The following is a 17,596-nucleotide window of genomic DNA, read 5'->3' as shown; positions in this document are numbered from 1 at the left end:
CTTAGTCCTCCTGTGCTTTCTGTGTTTCATAGATTTCTTGATAAATAGCATTGTTTGCTACTAACTCATGGTGAGTTCCCTGACCGACCAATTTTCCTTGGTCAAGAACGAGGATATTATCCGCATGGACAACTGAAGAAATCTTTTGGGCAATGATAATCGTTGTGGTATCTTGTAGTTCATTATTCAGCGCTTCTTGGACGAGCTTTTCTGATTTGGCATCAAGCGCAGAAGTTGAATCGTCCAAAATCAAGACATTCGGGTTTTTAACAACACCACGTGTGATAGACATCCGTTGTTTTTGTCCACCTGAGAAGTTATTCCCGCGTTCTTCAACGATAGATTCATACTGCCCATCTTTGGTTTCGATGAATTCTGCAGCTTGAGCGATGCGGGCTGCACGAGTCATTTCTTCATGAGTTGCATCGGCTTTACCTTGCTTGATATTACCTGCAATCGTTCCTGAGAAGAGAATAGCTTTTTGCAAAACAATAGAGATATTTCTTTTCAATGTACCACGACTGACTGTTTTAAGATCTTTACCACCAACAGAAACAGTCCCCTCTGTTGGGTCAAAAAGTCGAGGGATAAGTTGAGCAAGTGTTGATTTACCTGCACCTGTTGCACCGACAATCCCAACCATTTGACCTGATTTGACTTCAAAGCTAATATCTTTGAGTGTTGGTTCTTTATCATTAGGATAGCTAAATGAAACATGCTCAAACTTAACAGAACCTGTGAGTTCTTCATCTTTTGCATTTTCATCAAATTTCATCGCTGGCTCTGTATTCAGCACTTCATTGATACGACCAATAGAAACCATACCACGTGAGGCAAACATTGAAATCATACCACCCATGATAATCGCGAACATAATCATTCCCATGTAAGTCATGAAAGTAGCAATACCACCGATACTATTTTGAGCAACTTTTGTTGAGTCTGTAACAAATGTAGATACTACGTAAATGGCAAGCCAAATCGCACCTTGTGCAATGATAGTGAAAAGTGGAATCATTGCTGAAAAAAGTTTACCAACAGCCCAGTTATGATCGTAAAGTTCATCAGATGTTTTATCAAATTCTTCAATTTGATTTTGTTCTTGGACAAATGATTTCACAACACGTGAACCACGTAAATTTTGTTTAGCGATAGCATTGATACGGTCCATTAATTTTTGGAAAGCCATGAAGTGAGGACCCATGCGTCCCATCAAAACAGCAGTAACCAAAACAATAAGAACAATTAAAAGGACGGTAATCCACCAAAGTCTTGGAAGTGTTGTGATTGAAAGAATGACTGCACCGATTAAAAGCACAGGAATACGCATCAAAATCTGGAAAACCATCATCATCAAGTTTTGAACTTGTGTGACGTCATTTGTCATACGGACAACGAGATTTCCTGCGTTAAAATTTTCAACGTTTTCATAAGAGAAAGTATTGATTTTTTTGTACGTTGCTTCACGAACATCTGCACCAATTTCTTGGGCAATACGTGCAGCACTAAGGGTACTGGCAATCGCTCCTATAATCCCAATCCCTGCAACTACAAGAAGTTCAATCCCATAACCTGAGATTTTGTCAGCCATTTGATGACGAGTATAAGTCGTAGACGACATTACTGTCATGATGTGTTTCATGATTTGGGGTTGATAAAGCTGAACTCCTGCATAAACAAAGGTTGATAGGATAGAAAAAATTGCAACCCATTTATGTTTCATGATAGATTTGAATATCATAAAATTCCTTTCTAGAGGTAAAAATGTAAAAGTACATTCACTTAGTTTAAATTTTAATTTCATTTTAAAATCAAAATGATGTCAACGAAATTTTTTAAGCAAATTATTATAACATTATTTTTTTTAGTAAACAAGCAATAATTGCTAATACCATTAAACATTATTGTTAGTTTTTAATTTCAAAAACTAACAAACTTATTTTAGCTCATTTTGACTTTTATGTCAACGATTTATTACTTCCTAATTGAAAATACTGTTTCCTTTTAAAGTGCCTTAACGGTAGCATTTCCCGAATTTGTTTCAATATAAAGTAAGCGTTCTGATTCCGAATTGCTATACCCTGCTTTATGAGATTGAGTTTTGACTGTATAGTTGATATTAGGAAGATTGAGTCTTGTATTGCCATGTCCTGAGCGGAGATCAAAATTAAATATGGCTTCATCACTTACAACAACTTTAGCATTTCCACTAGCTGCGGCTACTTTAAGATGGGCAAAAAGTTCACTTTCAACTGTTACATTACCACTTTTAGCTGCAAGCTCTGCGGTATTGGTTTGCAAAGATTGAACTTTTAAATTTCCACTTTTTACATTGGCTCTAAGTGTGTAGATGTCGGCAATATTTAGACGCATATTTCCGCTTATCGCCATAACGTCAGCTTGGTAAGCGTCAATTTTATTCAGATTCAGATTACCACTTTTTGCTTCAATCATTATTTTTTCGCTTTCAATTTGCTCAAAGTTACCATTTCCACTATTAAGTATTGTTTTTAAAGTTCGTACTTTGAGATTTTCTGCTTTGAAATTTCCTGAACGACAATCAATGTTTAATATTTCAAGTTTGACTTGATTAATCATTAAATTGCCTGAAGCAAGTTGAAGATTGAGATTTTTTTGATAATCTGTTGGTATAAGAAAAACGATTTTTGAACGAAAAGGAAGAAGTTTCCCAAAAAGTTTTGGACGTTTTCCATATTGGATATGAAGCTGATCTTTTGTACTTTGGATTTGTGAGAAATAATCGCTTTTCCATGTATTCATAAACTCCAATAAATGCAGCTGACCATCTTCCGAAGGTAAAATATCAACATTATCTTGCTGATAAATCAGCGAAATCTGATCAAAATCTGCTGGTGAAAACACTTGTTCATTCACTAACGGCAGACTTGAGTAGCTGTCAGTATTGTAATTACTGACAGAATCTCGTGACAAATCTGTCAGTGAATGTTCTTCGCTGACAGCAATCTCATCGAGGACTTCTGTCAGGTCGCCCAGTTCTGTCAGTGCTTTTTCTATTGCTTCATCTTCTGTCAGCCCATCAGTGATATAGTCTGCAACATGGTCCGTAAGATTAGCAAGTACCTCATCGTAAAGGTCTTCTGTTTCAGGTATTCGTGGATAGTTAGCAAAAATCATATTTAAGCGAGTTTTCAATGCTTCACTCATTTTAATCCTCCTTATGATGTGGAAGTGTTTGTTTAGAGCAGACAATATCTACATAATCGGTATTTTATGTTTCTGCCTAGTTTTTTAACACTCCAGACTTAATTATTTTTAGCTTTGATATTCTCAATAATTTGGTCAACTTTCGCCCAAGATTCAAAGGCAAGTCGCATATTTTCACGCCCTATGTTAGTCAAACGATAGTATTTTCTACGTCCCCCTTGAGTTTCATCTCCCCAGTAGGATGTAATTATTCCATCTTTTTCAAGCCGTCTGAAAATTGTATAGAGGGTGGCTTCATTCAATTCAAACTCTCCATTTGATGCTTCTCTGACTTGCTTGATAATGCCGTAAACATAGTTGTCTCCTTGTTCGAGAACATTCAACAATATCACATTTGCTTGCGCACGTAACATTTCTCTTGGTATTTCAGCCATCTTTTTTCCTTTCTATATAAGGGTAAGTCATACTACTTAAAGTCATATGACGAGTTTGGAAATAAAATCTTGTTTTATACTCTGACTAGCTCTCGCGAAATATAAGAATAAATTAATCCATGCTACTAGCTAGACCATTATCATTTTGTCTTATGGTTTTGTCAATTTGCAACATTTTTGCTGTAAGAAATTGATAACAGAGCAAGGCAAAAATAGAAAGTATAGCCGTTTGTATCGTTTCTTTTTAGATTTTAAATCGAGACGAGTATAATTTCATTTAAAAATTTAGTTATTTTTAATTTCAACATAGTACATTTTACTTCATATTACTGTGTAAGTCAAGGTACTTTATTAAAAAAAGTATTTTTTGTTAATTTTACTGTAAACTTAACTATTTATTTAGCTGAGATAGCCGAGTTTTAAAACACGTCTTATCTAAAAATGTTATAATTGAGAGATAAAAAAATCATATTTTTGAGTGTTGTTTTTTATTGAATCATTCCATTCAAATATATCAGGAGAAATTAAATGTCAACTTCAAGCACACAAAATTTAAAATTGGCTGAGAAAGGAGTTTGGGTTTCAATATTCGCTTATATTATCTTGTCTATTGGACAGATTGCATTTGCGACAATTGTTCATTCCAGTGCTCTTCAAGCCAATGGTTTCAATAACTTGACCGACATCTTGGGAAACATTGCCATTCTCATTGGTCTCAGAATTGCTCGTATTCCTGCTGATAATGACCATGTCTATGGTCACTGGAAAGTTGAATCTATTGCTAGTCTAATCTCTAGTTTCATCATGTTTTTTGTTGGTTTTGAAGTCTTGCGTGATACAGTGATGACGATTATCTCTGGGAAAAGTCATGCTATTGACCCTTTAGGTGCAGTGATTGGTCTGATTTCCGCAGCCATTATGATTGGGGTTTTCTTTTATACTCGTGATTTGGCAAAAAAGACAAATTCTCAAGCACTTATGGCTGCAAGTAAGGATAATTTGTCAGATGCTGTAACTTCCGTAGGAACAGCGATTGCGATTGTAGCTGCTTCTATCGGTTGGGAGTGGCTTGATACCCTCATGGCAGTCATCATTTGTGGATTTATTTTAAAAACAGCTTATGATATTTTCCATGACTCTGTCTTTAGTCTTTCTGATGGATTTGACGAAAACTTAGTTGAAGAATACAAAGAAGCAATCAGCCTTGTTCCAAAAGTAAAAAGGGTAAAAATGGTGCGTGGACGAACTTATGGTAGTAATGTCTTTCTTGATGTTGTCGTTGAGATGTCTCGTGATTTGAGTGTATTTGAAAGCCACGAAGCCACCGAATTTATTGAAGCAATGCTTATTGATAGCTTTGGTGTTTATGATGTTGATGTCCATGTAGAACCAGCTGAACTACCAGAAGAAGAGCATTTTGCCAGCCGCTCTCTTGAACTTTTAGAGAAAGAAGAGCAAGTTTTAAACTTGGAAAATTTGGAACAACTTTTAGACAAAAATTTTAAAGAAATTGCTTCCGATGGAGCAACTGTAAGTGCTATTGACAAAAAAAATTTACTGACAGAATTGTCAGCACCACAACATTTTGCTATAAAACACTATAAGACCTCTCAAGTCAGTAAAAAAACTTTTATCCTGACCTATGATTATTGGGATAATAATAATGACTTTATCATCACAAGCATTTGGCGCCGTAATGATTACTGGTACTGCATTTATCGTCAAATCACACAAAAAACAAAGAATTAAATCTCAGCGTGAAAACAAAAAAGGATTCGACAAAATTAGAGTCAAATTCTTTTTCTTTATTTATGTGATTAAACGCCTTGAGATTGCATGGCAGCAATAACTCGTTCAAAACCGGCGATATTCGCACCTACGACATAATTTCCTGCAAAACCAAAACGTTTTGCCGCTTCGTCAGACTTTGCAAAAATGTCCTCCATAATTGTTTTCAACTTATCATCTACTTTATCAAACGTCCAAACTTGGCGTTCAGAGTTTTGAGACATTTCTAGAGCAGAAACGGCTACTCCTCCTGCGTTCGCTGCTTTTCCGGGCGCAAATAAAACTTTTTGTTCTTGTAAATATTCTGTCGCTTCACGACTTGTTGGCATATTTGCCCCTTCGGCTACTGCTTTACAGCCGTTGGCAACAAGTTTTTTAGCATCTTCTAAGTTTAATTCATTTTGTGTTGCACAAGGAAGTGCCACATCACAAGGTACACTCCATATCCCATCATCAGCACTATATTGTGCCTGAGGATGAATGTCTAGATATTCCACAATTCGTCCATAGCGTTTTTCTTTAATTTCTTTGACTGCTGCAAGATCAATCCCTGCTTCATCATAAATATAACCTGAAGAATCCGACAAAGCTACAACTGTCGCACCAAGTTGTCCTGCCTTTTCAGCAGCATAAATCGCCACATTCCCAGAACCAGAGATAACGACACGTTGATTTTTAAAGCTCAGTCCATTGGCTCTCAACATAGCGTCAGCAAAGTAAAGTAGACCATAACCTGTTGCTTCTGTCCTAGCTAACGATCCACCAAAGCTCAAGCTCTTTCCTGTCAATACCCCTTCATGTCTATGTGTGAGACGTTTATATTGACCATAAAGATAACCAATCTCACGCCCTCCAACACCAATATCACCTGCCGGAACATCAATATCAGGACCGATATACTTGTAAAGTTCACTCATAAATGCTTTACAAAATGCCATGATTTCACGATCAGATTTACCCTTTGGGTCAAAATCTGAACCGCCTTTTGCTCCACCAATAGGCAACCCAGTTAATGCATTTTTAAATATCTGCTCAAAACCAAGAAATTTAACAATACCACTATAAACGTTTTCTCTCAGTCGCAAGCCTCCTTTGTAGGGACCGATTGCATTGTTAAACTGCACTCGATATCCTGTATTGACTTGTACTTGACCAGCGTCATCCACCCAAGCAACACGAAATTGAATCAATCGGTCAGGTTCTACTAATCGCTCTAAAATAGCATCACGTCGATAGTGTGCTTCATTTTCTTCAATTACAGGTCGTAGGGTATCCAAAACTTCATGTACCGCCTGATGAAATTCGGGTTCAGAAGGATTTTTCTGAACAACAAGATTTTTTATTTCGTCAATATATGTCATAGTACTGTATTTCCTTTCTGCATTTTATTATTATAGCACAAAATATTCAGAATATACAGACTTTGTTGTGTAAAAAATGATTAATTTCGTCAATCTTTGTATATCATTTATTGTGCAGTCTTGCGCCTTTGTAAATAAGTACATTTTGGGAGACGTCGCTTGTTTTATAAAAAATAAAAATTCTGTTTGAGATAGCTACAAAGCTACGATATAGAATACTACGTATTGCTTTTGATTTAAAAATATATTTTCTCCATCTTAGTGAATAAAAAAACTTACTGATTAAAAATAATCAGTAAGTTTTTCATATTTGGATTAGATTTTTTCAGCACAATCTACAATCGCTGACTCTACTGATGATTTTTGATGTTCAATCAAAGCAACACGTGCTTCGATTTGTTTGATTGCCATTTCGATTGAGCGTTTCAATGCTGGATTTTCAAGTTTTGGTTCAAAGAATGCTTTGTATTCTGCCAGTTTTGCTGGTGTTTTGAAAACATTTCCTGGATAAATAACGAACTTGTCAAAACTCATATCACCGCCAAGTTTTGCTGTGATAAATTCCCAATTTTCTTTTGCCCATTTCCAAGCTGCATCTTGCGCAAAATCTTTATTTAAGAGATAGAGCCAAGAAAAAGCAATATCTTGTGGTTTCACAATTTCTGCATCTTTAAAGTTTTCAAGTAATTCAGCTACTGCAGCTTCATCTTTAATGTTTGAGACAGCATTTGCAAGTTCTCTTTTAAGCTCTTGAAGTGGTGTTTTTACGTAAAAATCCATAAATTCATGAACTCGAGTTGGTGCGTTTGAAGTTTTGATTTCATTGTTCAAAACAATTGGACGAACATCCGCTGGGATTGTTGCTAAATTATTTTCATGCTGCTTAAAGATTTCACTTGCTTTTGCAACAGCTTCTTTATTTTCAGCAAACAATGTCTTAGCGAGTACAATTCCACGGAGAGTTTCATCTCCCGCTGATTCGCCATCTACTTTTGTCCAACCAAGTCGTGCATAATTTTTTGCAAAAAGTTTGCCAACCAATGTTTTAAAAGATTTTTCTGTATCAGTTTCTTCATCAACAAAGAGCTCAAGTTCGCTAATCAATTGTGAAAGTCCAGTATTTACGATGTAGCTTTCTTCATTAACAAAAGCTGGAAGAATATTTACTACATCTGCGTATGAAATCACACCTGCTTTAGCTAAAAGTTTACGATCTTGGATAATTTGGAATTTTGTTACATTTTCAAGAGTTGAAAGTTCTGCAAGGAGTTCTTCCAAAAGCTCACCTTTGTAATCAATGATGTAGTGTGCCATATTTGCATCGTTAAGCACCAGAGCTTTACCTGAGTTTTTGGCTTTCAGAGCTGCAAATCCTGCGATTTCAACTTTTTCAGTTGAAAGCAAATCAGGAAGTCCTGTCCAGTTTGTGTTCAAAGGAACATTCCACAAACGTCCTTCATCTACTCCATCACCAACAAAGAATTGTTTTTGAGTTAAAACGAGCGTGTCATCAACTACTTCAGCTGTGACTACTGGATAGCCTGGTTGATTAATCCAGCTGTGCATGAATCCTGCAACGTCTTTACCTGATGTTTCAGATAAGGCATTCCACAGGTCATCTCCAACTGTATTCCCATATTTATGAGATTCAAAGTAAAGATGAAGTCCAGCAGCAAAGTCTTCGTCTCCAAGCCACTTACGGAGCATAACCATCAATCTTGAGCCTTTGGCATAAACAATCGCTGGGTCAAATAGGGTTCCGATTTCATCTGGGTGGTTGACATCAACGTGCACAGACTGAACACCATCTGTCGCATCACGGTTCAATGCCATGCTTGCTTCAGAAATTGAGAATGATTCCCAAACGTTCCATTCTGGTTGAAGTGCATCGATTGCAACGTATTCCATATTGTTAGCAAAAGACTCATTGAGCCAGAGGTCATCCCACCATTGCATTGTAACGAGGTCACCAAACCATTGGTGAGCTAATTCGTGAGCAATAACTGTGGCCACGTACTGTTTACTTTGAACTGTGGCATTTTCTGGGTCGACTAGCATACAAACTTCACGATAAGTGATACATCCCCAGTTCTCCATCGCACCTGCTGAGAAGTCAGGGAGAGCAATGTGCCAACTATGTGGCAATGGATATGGTGTTTTGTAGTAATCTTCGTAAAACTCAATTGAGCGAATCGCAATATCGAGTGGGAAATCCAGTGCTGCCGCGCTGTGTGCTTTAGTTGAAAATGCCCCAACTTCAACACCAGATTTTGTCTTACCTTTTTTGTATTGCATATCTCCAAAGACAAAGGCAAGTAGATAAGAGCTCATGCGTACTGTACGTTCAAAAACGTGAATCCCTTCAATATTAAGCAATTCTGGCATATTTGATACGATGATATCGCCTGGTTCTTCGTCAAATTTGACAGAAAGGTCAAACGTAGCTTTTGCTTCTGGCTCATCAATAGATGGAAAAGCTTGACGGGCAAAATGGCTTTCAAACTGTGTACCAATAAGCATTTTCTTTTCGCCATTTACTTCATAATATGAAGGATAAATCCCCATCATATTGTCTGTTAATTTTGCTTCATATTCAAATGATACTGTAACAGGTCCTTTTGCTCCAACAGGTACAACGATTTCTTCATTGTCATAATCATTGATAAAGTTTGTTTCTACGCTAAAAGCTTTGACAGATTTGATATTTAAATCTTTTGCATGGAAATAAATTACATCACTTAGCGCTTCACCTTTGATGGCAACTTGCCCTTTGAATGTTTTTGATATACGGTCAATGTCCAAGAAGATTTTATAATTTTCTGGGATAAATGTTTCAATTAAACGTTTTACTGCCATATTTTTTGTTTATAAATTCTGTCAGTATACTGACGGAATTTACTGCCCTCCTTTGAAAAAACAATTTTCTTTATTATAACAAAATTGTTTGAAAATTTCTAATACTGCTTGATTTTTAAAGGTTTGGTTAAACATCAGAGTTTGCATTAGATTAAACATTCATTTGCTACGAAATGTTCTTTTAATTACGGATTATATCTGTTACAAGCTTTATAAAGTTGTGGAAAGTTGCTGTTTTTTTACGGAACTTTTCTTTATTTCAAAACTTCAAAATTATGATTGGCTGTCGCCTCAACAACTGGGTGTGCTTTGAGATAATCAGCAATCAGCTCTGTCATATCTACTGTGATTTCACTGATAATCTTGTCAGCGGAAAACATCTCATAATTTCCCCCGCCCACTGCGCGATACTGATTGACGACAATCTCTAAAAGTTCGTCAGCACTGACAGATTTTCCATCAATTTCAAGTCGTGTAATTCTTGAACCAACAGGCTTTTTCAGGTCAATCGTGTAATCAATTCCTTCATACATATCATAATTATAATACTGGGGTTTAGGCTCAATAAAACGTGGGCTGAAAATAATATCTCCCGAAGCATCAAGCTCAAGGTGTTCTGCCGTATGTTCAAGTGCCGCCTTCAAATCCTGACCCGTCACGCGCAAGACAGCAAGTGTATTGGGATAAATGTAATTGGTCAAAATATCCCGCATCGTCACGATTTGACCGAAACCTTTCGCTTCATTATTGAAAAGCGAAGTCCCAGAAATCTTGCAACCTGTCGCTTCCATCTGTACTTTATTGACAAATTCGATGTAGGGATGCTCATGAATTCGCGCTTCTGATGGCTGGCTAATCGTCATATTTCCCGAAATTTTTCCCATTGGAGTGTCGAGCCAATCTTCTGCTGCTTCATGAGTTTCTGAAATTAATTTTTGGATTTTAGAGCTAATTTTTGAAGTTCCTGTTTCGTGCAACTGCGCTGTTGAAGTCGTCACTTTTCTTGTTTTTTCGTCAAATTCTAATGTGATTTCACCTACAGTTTCTCCACGATAGCCCGGCTGAACAACAGGTATGCCAAGCACGTTTTGAGCAATTTTTCGATGCTGATGGCCACTGACAAGTGCATCAATCCACTGACCACATTCTGTCAGTAACTGATAGCCTTCATTTTCTCCTGTCAGCGCCTCTGATGGCAAGCCTGTCTCTAAGTCACGCTCAAAACCGCCATGATAAGCAACGACCGTGATGTCAGCAAGTTCGCGGAGTTTAGGAAGTAACGTTTTTGCCACTTCAACAACCGATTTAAAAGTCAATCCTTTAATAATCTCAGGTTGTTCCCAATGCGGAATAAACTGCGTCAAAAGTCCTAACACAGCAATTTTTATACCATTTTTCTCAATAATTTTATAAGCAGGACCAAATGCTAAATTTCCAAATTCATCAAATACATTTGCGGTCAGAATAGGATAATCTGCTCGGTCAATGTAACTTTTCAAATAATCAATGCCATAGTTAAACTCATGATTACCCAATAAACCAACATCATATCCAAAAGAATTCGTCACGGCAGTCAACTCAGAAATCCCATTTTTACACTGTTTAGCGAGATAATAAGCTAAAGCAGAACCCTGCAAAATATCACCGTTCTCAATCTTAATCACAGGACCATCTGCTCCTTTTGAAAGTTCTTCCATCTTTGTTTGAGCTTTAGCCATCGAAAAAGGTAAATCCATATCACGCGCTGTATAATTTGTCGGCAAGATATAGCCGTGCATATCGCTTGTTTCTAAAATCGTAATTTTCATCATTTTATCTTTTCTTTCTCAAAAATTGTACTGACAGAACTCTGTCAGTATGCTGACAAAATAAAATAGCAGCAAATCGGCCGCTATTTTATCAAAGCAAGTGCGTGCTATCTTCGTCCTATCGGACTACGTTGTCGATGCTCGCTACGTCGCTAAAGCGTCTAGTCGCGATCGCAATCCACCTTTTAGGTCGGAGTAAAGCAGCACTATCTTCGCTTCGCTACGCTGTCCATCCTCGCTACGGTGCTAAAGCACCTAGTCGGAATGGCAAGCCTTGAATTTCGCCCGACTGCCCTAGGGCGTTAGTGCTTTAGCACTTAGGCTTCTGGGACAGGGTGACCTCATATCGAAGATGTGAGGTTGTACCCTAAATTCATTGGGAGTCAAAACTCCCAATGAATAAGTCTTGACTTCATCAAACTGAGATTAAAATTATTGATTCCAAGCATTTTTGAGTTGGGCTGCCCCTTGTTTAATCAAGTCATTTTCATTGCCTTTAGGATTAGACAAGATGGCTTGCATGGTTGCTGTCAATTGCGTGTAAGCAGCATCAGAGTTTGGTTCTAATGGTGTTGTGAAAAGATTCTTTGTAGCATCCGCGATAACTGCAGGCACTTTAGAATCCTTGTTATCTACATAAGCAGCATCTTTCATACCAGCTTCAGTTACAGGAATATAGCCTGTTTGATTGGCAAAATAAACTGTTGAGCTTGTCTTAGCCAAGAATTTTTCATAAAGATAAGCTGCTGTACGTTGGTCTTGACTTGCTTGGCTAAACATATAGATGTCTGTCCCTTGTGAAATCGCATATTTGCTAGGACGTGCGGCGACACCATAGTTAAATTTTGCATCTTGTGCGACAAAACTTTCACCAGCAGATGAGCCAATATAGAACGCTACTTTTTGATTGTCAAAAGGTCCATCCATGTATTGATCAGACCCAGCAATACGGAAATAGCCTGATTTTACACCTTGGAAATAATAATCAATCGCATCTTTAGAAGTTTGACCTGTAAAATCTGTTTTCGATGTAAAGTCTTCACCAGCATCTTTAAGCGCTGTTGAGTAGTAGTTATTCAAAGCGTCAAATCCTGCCCCTACAACTTCGTGATTTGATTTTTCATAGATTGTTTTAGACTCATCTTTGAGTTCTGTCATTGTTGTTGGAACTTTGAGGTCATATTTTTTGAGCAAATCAGCATTATAAAATAATACTTCTGTTGACTTGTTGAATGGAATGCCATATTGCACACCGCTAAATTGTGCACCCTTCAAAAGTTCTGGTTTAATCGCTTCGTTACCAGAAATTCCAATCTTGCTATTTGAAAGATAAGGTTTCAAATCAACAAGCATGTTATTTTTAGAAGCATCCAAGAGCCAGCCTGGATAAGCTTGCGTGATGGTAGGCAAATTCTTTGGTGATTGCATCGTTGAAGTCAATTTTGCTTGCAAATCTGGATAAGAAGATTGACTTTGTAATTTGACTGTGATTTTTGGGTTTGCTTTTTCAAAATCAGTAGTCAATTTTTGGAGTGCCTTTTCTTGTGCTCCAGTCATAGCGTGCCAGAAAGTAATGGTTGTCTTTTTGTCAACCGAAGTTTCAATTTTTTTTGAAGCATCTTTTGATGCAGAAGCACTATTTCCGCAAGCAGCAAGTGTCGTAACAGCAGCAAGTGTAAGGACACCAAGTCCAATGGTTTTGAGTTTCATCGAGTCTCCTAACTCCAATAAAAATATTTTTGTCATCAACTATAAAGAGCTGATAACACAACAAAATGAGTCATGTTTTAAAGCTGATATTTGAACAGACCTGCAAAATCAAATAAACTTTAAAACATCTTTACTAATACTGTTTAACACCTAACTTTTTACAATTTAGAGATAAACAAATACAACAAGTGAGCAAAGCTCACAAAGCGACAGTTTGCCCGCGAGTAGGCAAGATTCTTCGACCATAGGGATTTTCCAATTTTTCTGGATGATAACTATGGATTGGAAGCAAAAGTTGAGGCTCTATCATGCTGATGATTTTATCCAAATCATCTGGTATTGCATGACCAGAGCAAGCCAAGCGGACAAAAGTAACGTCCAACTCAGCAAGTAGCGCAAGGAATTTGGCATAAGCGGGGTCAAAATCTCCAAGTGGTGTTGCATCCGAATGGATATATAATCCGCCTTTTTGTAACTGCTCAAAATGAGCGGTGACTTGCCAAAAATAATGTTCATCATCATCAAGAAGCTCCTGATAAGGTACTTCAAGTTGAGGGTCAAGTTTGTCAGTACTGACCGTATTTTCGTCAGTATAATAATGTACTTTTTGCCCAAAAACCTCGAACAAAAGTGTTGCCATTTCGCTATTTAGCACCACTTCTCGTGGTGATTGTTTCACAATTTGGCTAAAACGTTTCAGATTAGCTGGATAACCATTAAAAGTCAATTGACGCTTTGGATTTTCATTGATTAATTTTACCATTTGCGTCATCAAATCTTGTTCAGATTGAATTTCTATTGCTTCATCATCATGTTCTCGCTCAGGAAAGCTGATGGATACTCCCTCCATAATCAATGCATCCGCACGAAAAGCGCGTTTACAAAATTCCACAGTATCTTGCGGGTCGTAGCCATGAAGTCTTAAATCTCCTGTATAGGCAATTTTTTTCCCAGCTACGCGAATAATCAAGCCTGCTGCACCGTAAGCATCATGGTCTACTGGGGCAATCTCAACTTCTATCTCACCAAGTTGAATCTTACTATAAGGTTTTAAACCAGTCATCTCTCTCGTAAAGTTTTGAGCTTCAAAAGGTGATGGAATTAAGAAATCACCGTTTTTATTAAGTGCTGGAACAACTGATGCCGTAGCTTCCAGAGCATACATTGGGATAGAGGGGTCAAGATAATTAATCATGCGCGTATGATCCAAATGCGCATGTGAGATAAAAACTGCCGTATGTTTAAACTGACGAACGCTTTCTCCTTGATAAACGTGATTCAAGCGTTCATCATAAAGTCCCTCCAAATCAGGAATCAACTGATGCAAAAGAAGTGTCTCTAACTTATCGTCAGGCAAATCCAGCTCTGGCCGAAACTCCGTTCCAAAGTCAAAAAAGAGATGCGCATCCTTGTAAGCCACTTCAACAACTGTCCCGCCAATGGTCAAAACTCCTGCATGAAAAGTAATTTCAACTTTATCCTTTTGTTCCATTATTTGACACTCCTTTAATAATTTCTTTTCGGAAAACAAAATAAATAATCAACACTGGCACGACAGTCATCGTTGCTGCCGCCATTTGTAACTGCGTTTGCGCTCCCGATTCTGTTTCAAAAGCAGCCAATCCATTATTCAAGAGCCGCATATTATCGTTGTTCGTGACAAGCAGAGGCCAGAGGAATGAATTCCAACTCATGATAAAAGTCAGAATACCCACAGTAACTAAAGCTGGTCGTACCATTGGCACCAACACTCGCCAAATATACTCCATATCACTTGCACCATCGACTTTTGCTGCCTTATAAATGCTATCAGGCATCGCTTTCATATAGTTATTGAGGAAGTAAATATAGAAAATACTCGTCAAAAACGGCACAATCAATGCTGCATAAGTATTAAGTAGTCCAAGATTGGCAATCGTATTATAATTCGTAAAAATAATAGACTCATAAGGAACCATCAAAAGTCCAACCATGATGGTAAAAATCAGTTTTTTGAACCTAAACTGTAAACTCGTCAGAGCAAAAGCAGCTAAAGTACAAGTAATCAACGTTGCAATCGTCGTTATGACTGACACAAAGAGTGTATTGACGAAATAACGTAAAAATGGAATTTCTTTGAAAACTTCTACATAGTTTGAGAACTGTAAATGATGTGGAATCAATGTAGGTGGCATTTGCACCGTTTCTTGATGTGTCATCAAGCCTGTCAAAATCATATAAACAAAGGGAAATAACGTGATGAGCGACATGACCAATAAGAAAGCGTAAGCAAGTCCTGTAGTTATTTTTCTCATATGTCTTTTCTCCTTGTCAACATTCTCTGAACAATCGTAATTACAATAATAATCAAGAAAAGTACAACTGATGCTGCCATAGCCACTCCTGGTCGCCCCATCAAATAGAATTTATTGTAGATATAGAAGACTGCTGTTACTGCCGAATTTGCAATCCCTGCTTGCCCACCAAATAGTGCGAAGACTTCGGTATAGACTTTGAAAGCACCGATAAAGTTCACTGTTAAAAGAAAACTAATCGTAGGCAAAAGTTGCGGAAACGTGATACGGCTGAATTTTTCCCAGCCTGTTGCCCCATACATTTCTGCAATGGTGTAATACTCAGGATTAATATTACGAAAGCCTGATAAAAGAATAATAATATTAAAAGCAAGTCCATTCCAAATCCCAAAGATGATAAGTGTGGGAATGCTCATATGAATATTATCTAGCCAGTTGACCGATGGAATGCCGACAAGACCGAGTAAAAAGTTGACCATCCCATAATCTTTATTGAAGAAATATTGAAAAATAATCCCAACAGCAATCATTGATGTGACATAAGGCATAAAGAAAATCGTTTCAAAAATAGCTTTATGTTTAACTTTTTCAAAGATAATCCATGCAATTAAAAGTGAAATAGCGAGTGCCAATGGGACAACCACTATCCCAAAAATTGCTGTATTTTCAAGTGCCTGAATAAAAACAGGGTCATGGAAAATCTGAATATAATTACTAAAACCAGCAAATTGTTGATTCAGCAAAAATCCAGACTGAAAGCTCATATAAAATGACCGAAATAACGGATAGATGCTGAACACTGCAATCACGAGCAAAGAAGGAAGTAAAAACCACCATGCTTTTTTCTGATTTTCAGGCCGATATTTTTTCTTTGCCATCAATAAACACGCGCCCCACTTTCATCAAAAATAAAAGCTTTATTAAAATTAAAATGGAGCATTTTTTCTTCATCACGAACTGTATTTTCAAGATTAACGATAGATTTGATGGTCGTTCCGTTTTTTTCAAAGCGAATGATTGAGTCGCGCCCAATCACCTCATTTTCAGCAGCGTGCATACTGACAAGACCGTGTTCTGCAACAGGTTGGACATCCTCGGGTCTGATTGCAAAAGTATAAACGCCATCAATCAGCTTTTTCTTCTGACGACTTTCTGTCAGTACTGACAGAGGGGCTGTAAATGCTCCAAAATCAATTTGATCATTGGAAATTTTAATTTCTAAAGTATTGATAATCGGTGAGCCGATAAATTTTGCAACAAACAAATTAGCTGGTTCAAGATAGAGATTTTGTGGGTCATCATACTGTTGAACAACACCTTCGTTCATGATGATAATCTTGTCAGAGATAGAAAGGGCTTCTTCTTGATCATGGGTAACAAAAATTGCTGTAATCCCAACTTCTTTAACGAGTTTGCGGATTTCTTCACGGATTCTTAGACGTAACCTAGCATCTAGGTTGGAGAGCGGTTCATCAAGTAAGAGCACTTCTGGTTTTTGAACCAGAGCGCGCGTGATGGCTACCCGCTGCTGTTGACCACCAGAAAGTGTTCCTGGTTTTTTGGCACTTAAATCTTCAATATTTGTCAGTGCCATATATTCTTCAGCAATTTTTTTTGCTTCATCTTTTTTGATTTTATTTTTACCAACAGTCAATGGAAACATGATATTTTCAAGGACAGTCATGTGCGGATAAAGCGCATAGTTTTGAAAGACGAAACCAATATTTCTGTCTTTGGGTGCAGTATGAACCACGGACTTTCCACTAAATTGAATATCGCCTGCTGATGGGGTCAAAAGACCAGCTACAAGATTCAATATCGTTGATTTACCACAACCTGACGGGCCTAGGAGACAAACCAAATCTCCCTTTTCAATGGAAAAACTGACTGATTCCAGTGCAGTGAAACCATTGTCAAATTGCTTTTTCAAATCGATTACGTCAATCATATTTTCTCCTAAATTGATTCTTAATTCACTATTCCCATTCTACTACTTTTTTCGCAGAATGCGTGTAAATATTTTGTAATTTTGATATGAGATTTTTCTAATTGTTCGGTTTACTTGCATATAAAAAACAGGCAAATTGCCTGTCTGATTTTCTACTTTTGTCAGTACTGACAGAACGCACTATCACACTGATTTGGTTTAATTCTTAACA

12 protein-coding genes are annotated in these 17,596 nt (G+C 37.3%); 1 reads left to right on the top strand and 11 read right to left on the bottom strand.

What is annotated here, in order from left to right; translation table 11 throughout:
* Window position 1: 1 nt before the first annotated feature.
* The 3 genes from D7I46_RS11785 to D7I46_RS11775 form a co-directional block, all read right to left on the bottom strand.
* Window positions 2-1,723 (bottom strand): ABC transporter ATP-binding protein, encoded by a 1,722-nt coding sequence (locus D7I46_RS11785; protein ID WP_120773373.1) that lies wholly within the window; start codon window positions 1,721-1,723, stop codon window positions 2-4.
* A gap of 281 nt (window positions 1,724-2,004) precedes the next feature.
* Complete coding sequence (locus tag D7I46_RS11780; RefSeq protein ID WP_120773042.1) at window positions 2,005-3,186, bottom strand: DUF4097 family beta strand repeat-containing protein; 1,182 nt, start codon at window positions 3,184-3,186, stop codon at window positions 2,005-2,007.
* A 98-nt stretch (window positions 3,187-3,284) separates the two neighbouring features.
* Window positions 3,285-3,620 (bottom strand): PadR family transcriptional regulator, encoded by a 336-nt coding sequence (locus tag D7I46_RS11775; protein WP_120773041.1) that lies wholly within the window; start codon window positions 3,618-3,620, stop codon window positions 3,285-3,287.
* 528 nt (window positions 3,621-4,148) lie between these two features.
* On the opposite strand from D7I46_RS11775, the gene D7I46_RS11770 reads away from it, so the two are divergent.
* The gene (locus tag D7I46_RS11770; RefSeq protein ID WP_120773040.1) at window positions 4,149-5,369 is read left to right on the top strand and encodes a cation diffusion facilitator family transporter; all 1,221 of its coding nucleotides are present in this window, start codon (window positions 4,149-4,151) and stop codon (window positions 5,367-5,369) included.
* 68 nt (window positions 5,370-5,437) lie between these two features.
* Here the strand turns inward: D7I46_RS11770 and gdhA are convergent, their stop codons facing one another.
* The 8 genes from gdhA to D7I46_RS11730 all read right to left on the bottom strand — a co-directional run bounded on the left by gdhA (window position 5,438) and on the right by D7I46_RS11730 (window position 17,385).
* The gene (gdhA, locus tag D7I46_RS11765; RefSeq protein WP_120773039.1) at window positions 5,438-6,769 is read right to left on the bottom strand and encodes an NADP-specific glutamate dehydrogenase; all 1,332 of its coding nucleotides are present in this window, start codon (window positions 6,767-6,769) and stop codon (window positions 5,438-5,440) included.
* Window positions 6,770-7,084: 315 nt separating this feature from the next.
* Complete coding sequence (locus tag D7I46_RS11760; RefSeq protein ID WP_120773038.1) at window positions 7,085-9,625, bottom strand: M1 family metallopeptidase; 2,541 nt, start codon at window positions 9,623-9,625, stop codon at window positions 7,085-7,087.
* Between the two features lie 254 nt (window positions 9,626-9,879).
* Window positions 9,880-11,433, bottom strand: coding sequence for a bifunctional metallophosphatase/5'-nucleotidase (locus D7I46_RS11755; RefSeq protein ID WP_120773372.1), 1,554 nt, complete (start codon window positions 11,431-11,433; stop codon window positions 9,880-9,882).
* Between the two features lie 432 nt (window positions 11,434-11,865).
* Window positions 11,866-13,143 carry an extracellular solute-binding protein gene (locus tag D7I46_RS11750; protein ID WP_120773037.1) on the bottom strand — a complete coding sequence of 426 codons (1,278 nt, stop codon included), beginning with the start codon at window positions 13,141-13,143 and terminating at the stop codon, window positions 11,866-11,868.
* Between the two features lie 199 nt (window positions 13,144-13,342).
* Entirely contained in the window at window positions 13,343-14,635 is a 1,293-nt protein-coding gene (locus tag D7I46_RS11745) for an MBL fold metallo-hydrolase (protein WP_120773036.1), read from the bottom strand.
* Complete coding sequence (locus D7I46_RS11740) at window positions 14,619-15,437, bottom strand: carbohydrate ABC transporter permease (protein ID WP_120773035.1); 819 nt, start codon at window positions 15,435-15,437, stop codon at window positions 14,619-14,621. Before D7I46_RS11740 ends, D7I46_RS11745 begins: the two co-directional genes overlap by 17 nt.
* Window positions 15,434-16,315: a carbohydrate ABC transporter permease gene (locus D7I46_RS11735; protein ID WP_120773034.1), complete on the bottom strand. Its 882-nt coding sequence runs from the start codon at window positions 16,313-16,315 to the stop codon at window positions 15,434-15,436. The genes D7I46_RS11740 and D7I46_RS11735 overlap by 4 nt, the downstream gene beginning before the upstream one ends.
* A complete protein-coding gene (locus D7I46_RS11730; protein ID WP_120773033.1) occupies window positions 16,315-17,385 on the bottom strand; it encodes an ABC transporter ATP-binding protein in 1,071 nt (356 codons plus the stop codon). The genes D7I46_RS11735 and D7I46_RS11730 overlap by 1 nt, the downstream gene beginning before the upstream one ends.
* Between the last annotated feature and the right edge of the window lie 211 nt (window positions 17,386-17,596).

The organism is Lactococcus allomyrinae (genome assembly GCF_003627095.1).
Taxonomy (GTDB): domain Bacteria; phylum Bacillota; class Bacilli; order Lactobacillales; family Streptococcaceae; genus Lactococcus; species Lactococcus allomyrinae.
Note: the sequence above shows the minus strand (reverse complement) of the source record. Positions and strands in the feature narration are given on the sequence as shown.

Excerpts from the sequence above, each read along its gene's own strand:
- D7I46_RS11750 (WP_120773037.1), bottom strand. The coding sequence starts at position 13,143 with ATGAAACTCAAAACCATTGGACTTGGTGTCCTTACACTTGCTGCTGTT.
- D7I46_RS11740 (WP_120773035.1), bottom strand. The coding sequence starts at position 15,437 with ATGAGAAAAATAACTACAGGACTTGCTTACGCTTTCTTATTGGTCATG.
- D7I46_RS11735 (WP_120773034.1), bottom strand. The coding sequence starts at position 16,315 with ATGGCAAAGAAAAAATATCGGCCTGAAAATCAGAAAAAAGCATGGTGG.
- D7I46_RS11745 (WP_120773036.1), bottom strand. The coding sequence starts at position 14,635 with ATGGAACAAAAGGATAAAGTTGAAATTACTTTTCATGCAGGAGTTTTG.
- D7I46_RS11775 (WP_120773041.1), bottom strand. The coding sequence starts at position 3,620 with ATGGCTGAAATACCAAGAGAAATGTTACGTGCGCAAGCAAATGTGATA.
- D7I46_RS11730 (WP_120773033.1), bottom strand. The coding sequence starts at position 17,385 with ATGATTGACGTAATCGATTTGAAAAAGCAATTTGACAATGGTTTCACT.
- gdhA (WP_120773039.1), bottom strand. The coding sequence starts at position 6,769 with ATGACATATATTGACGAAATAAAAAATCTTGTTGTTCAGAAAAATCCT.
- D7I46_RS11755 (WP_120773372.1), bottom strand. The coding sequence starts at position 11,433 with ATGAAAATTACGATTTTAGAAACAAGCGATATGCACGGCTATATCTTG.
- D7I46_RS11785 (WP_120773373.1), bottom strand. The coding sequence starts at position 1,723 with ATGAAACATAAATGGGTTGCAATTTTTTCTATCCTATCAACCTTTGTT.
- D7I46_RS11760 (WP_120773038.1), bottom strand. The coding sequence starts at position 9,625 with ATGGCAGTAAAACGTTTAATTGAAACATTTATCCCAGAAAATTATAAA.
- D7I46_RS11780 (WP_120773042.1), bottom strand. The coding sequence starts at position 3,186 with ATGAGTGAAGCATTGAAAACTCGCTTAAATATGATTTTTGCTAACTAT.
- D7I46_RS11770 (WP_120773040.1), top strand. The coding sequence starts at position 4,149 with ATGTCAACTTCAAGCACACAAAATTTAAAATTGGCTGAGAAAGGAGTT.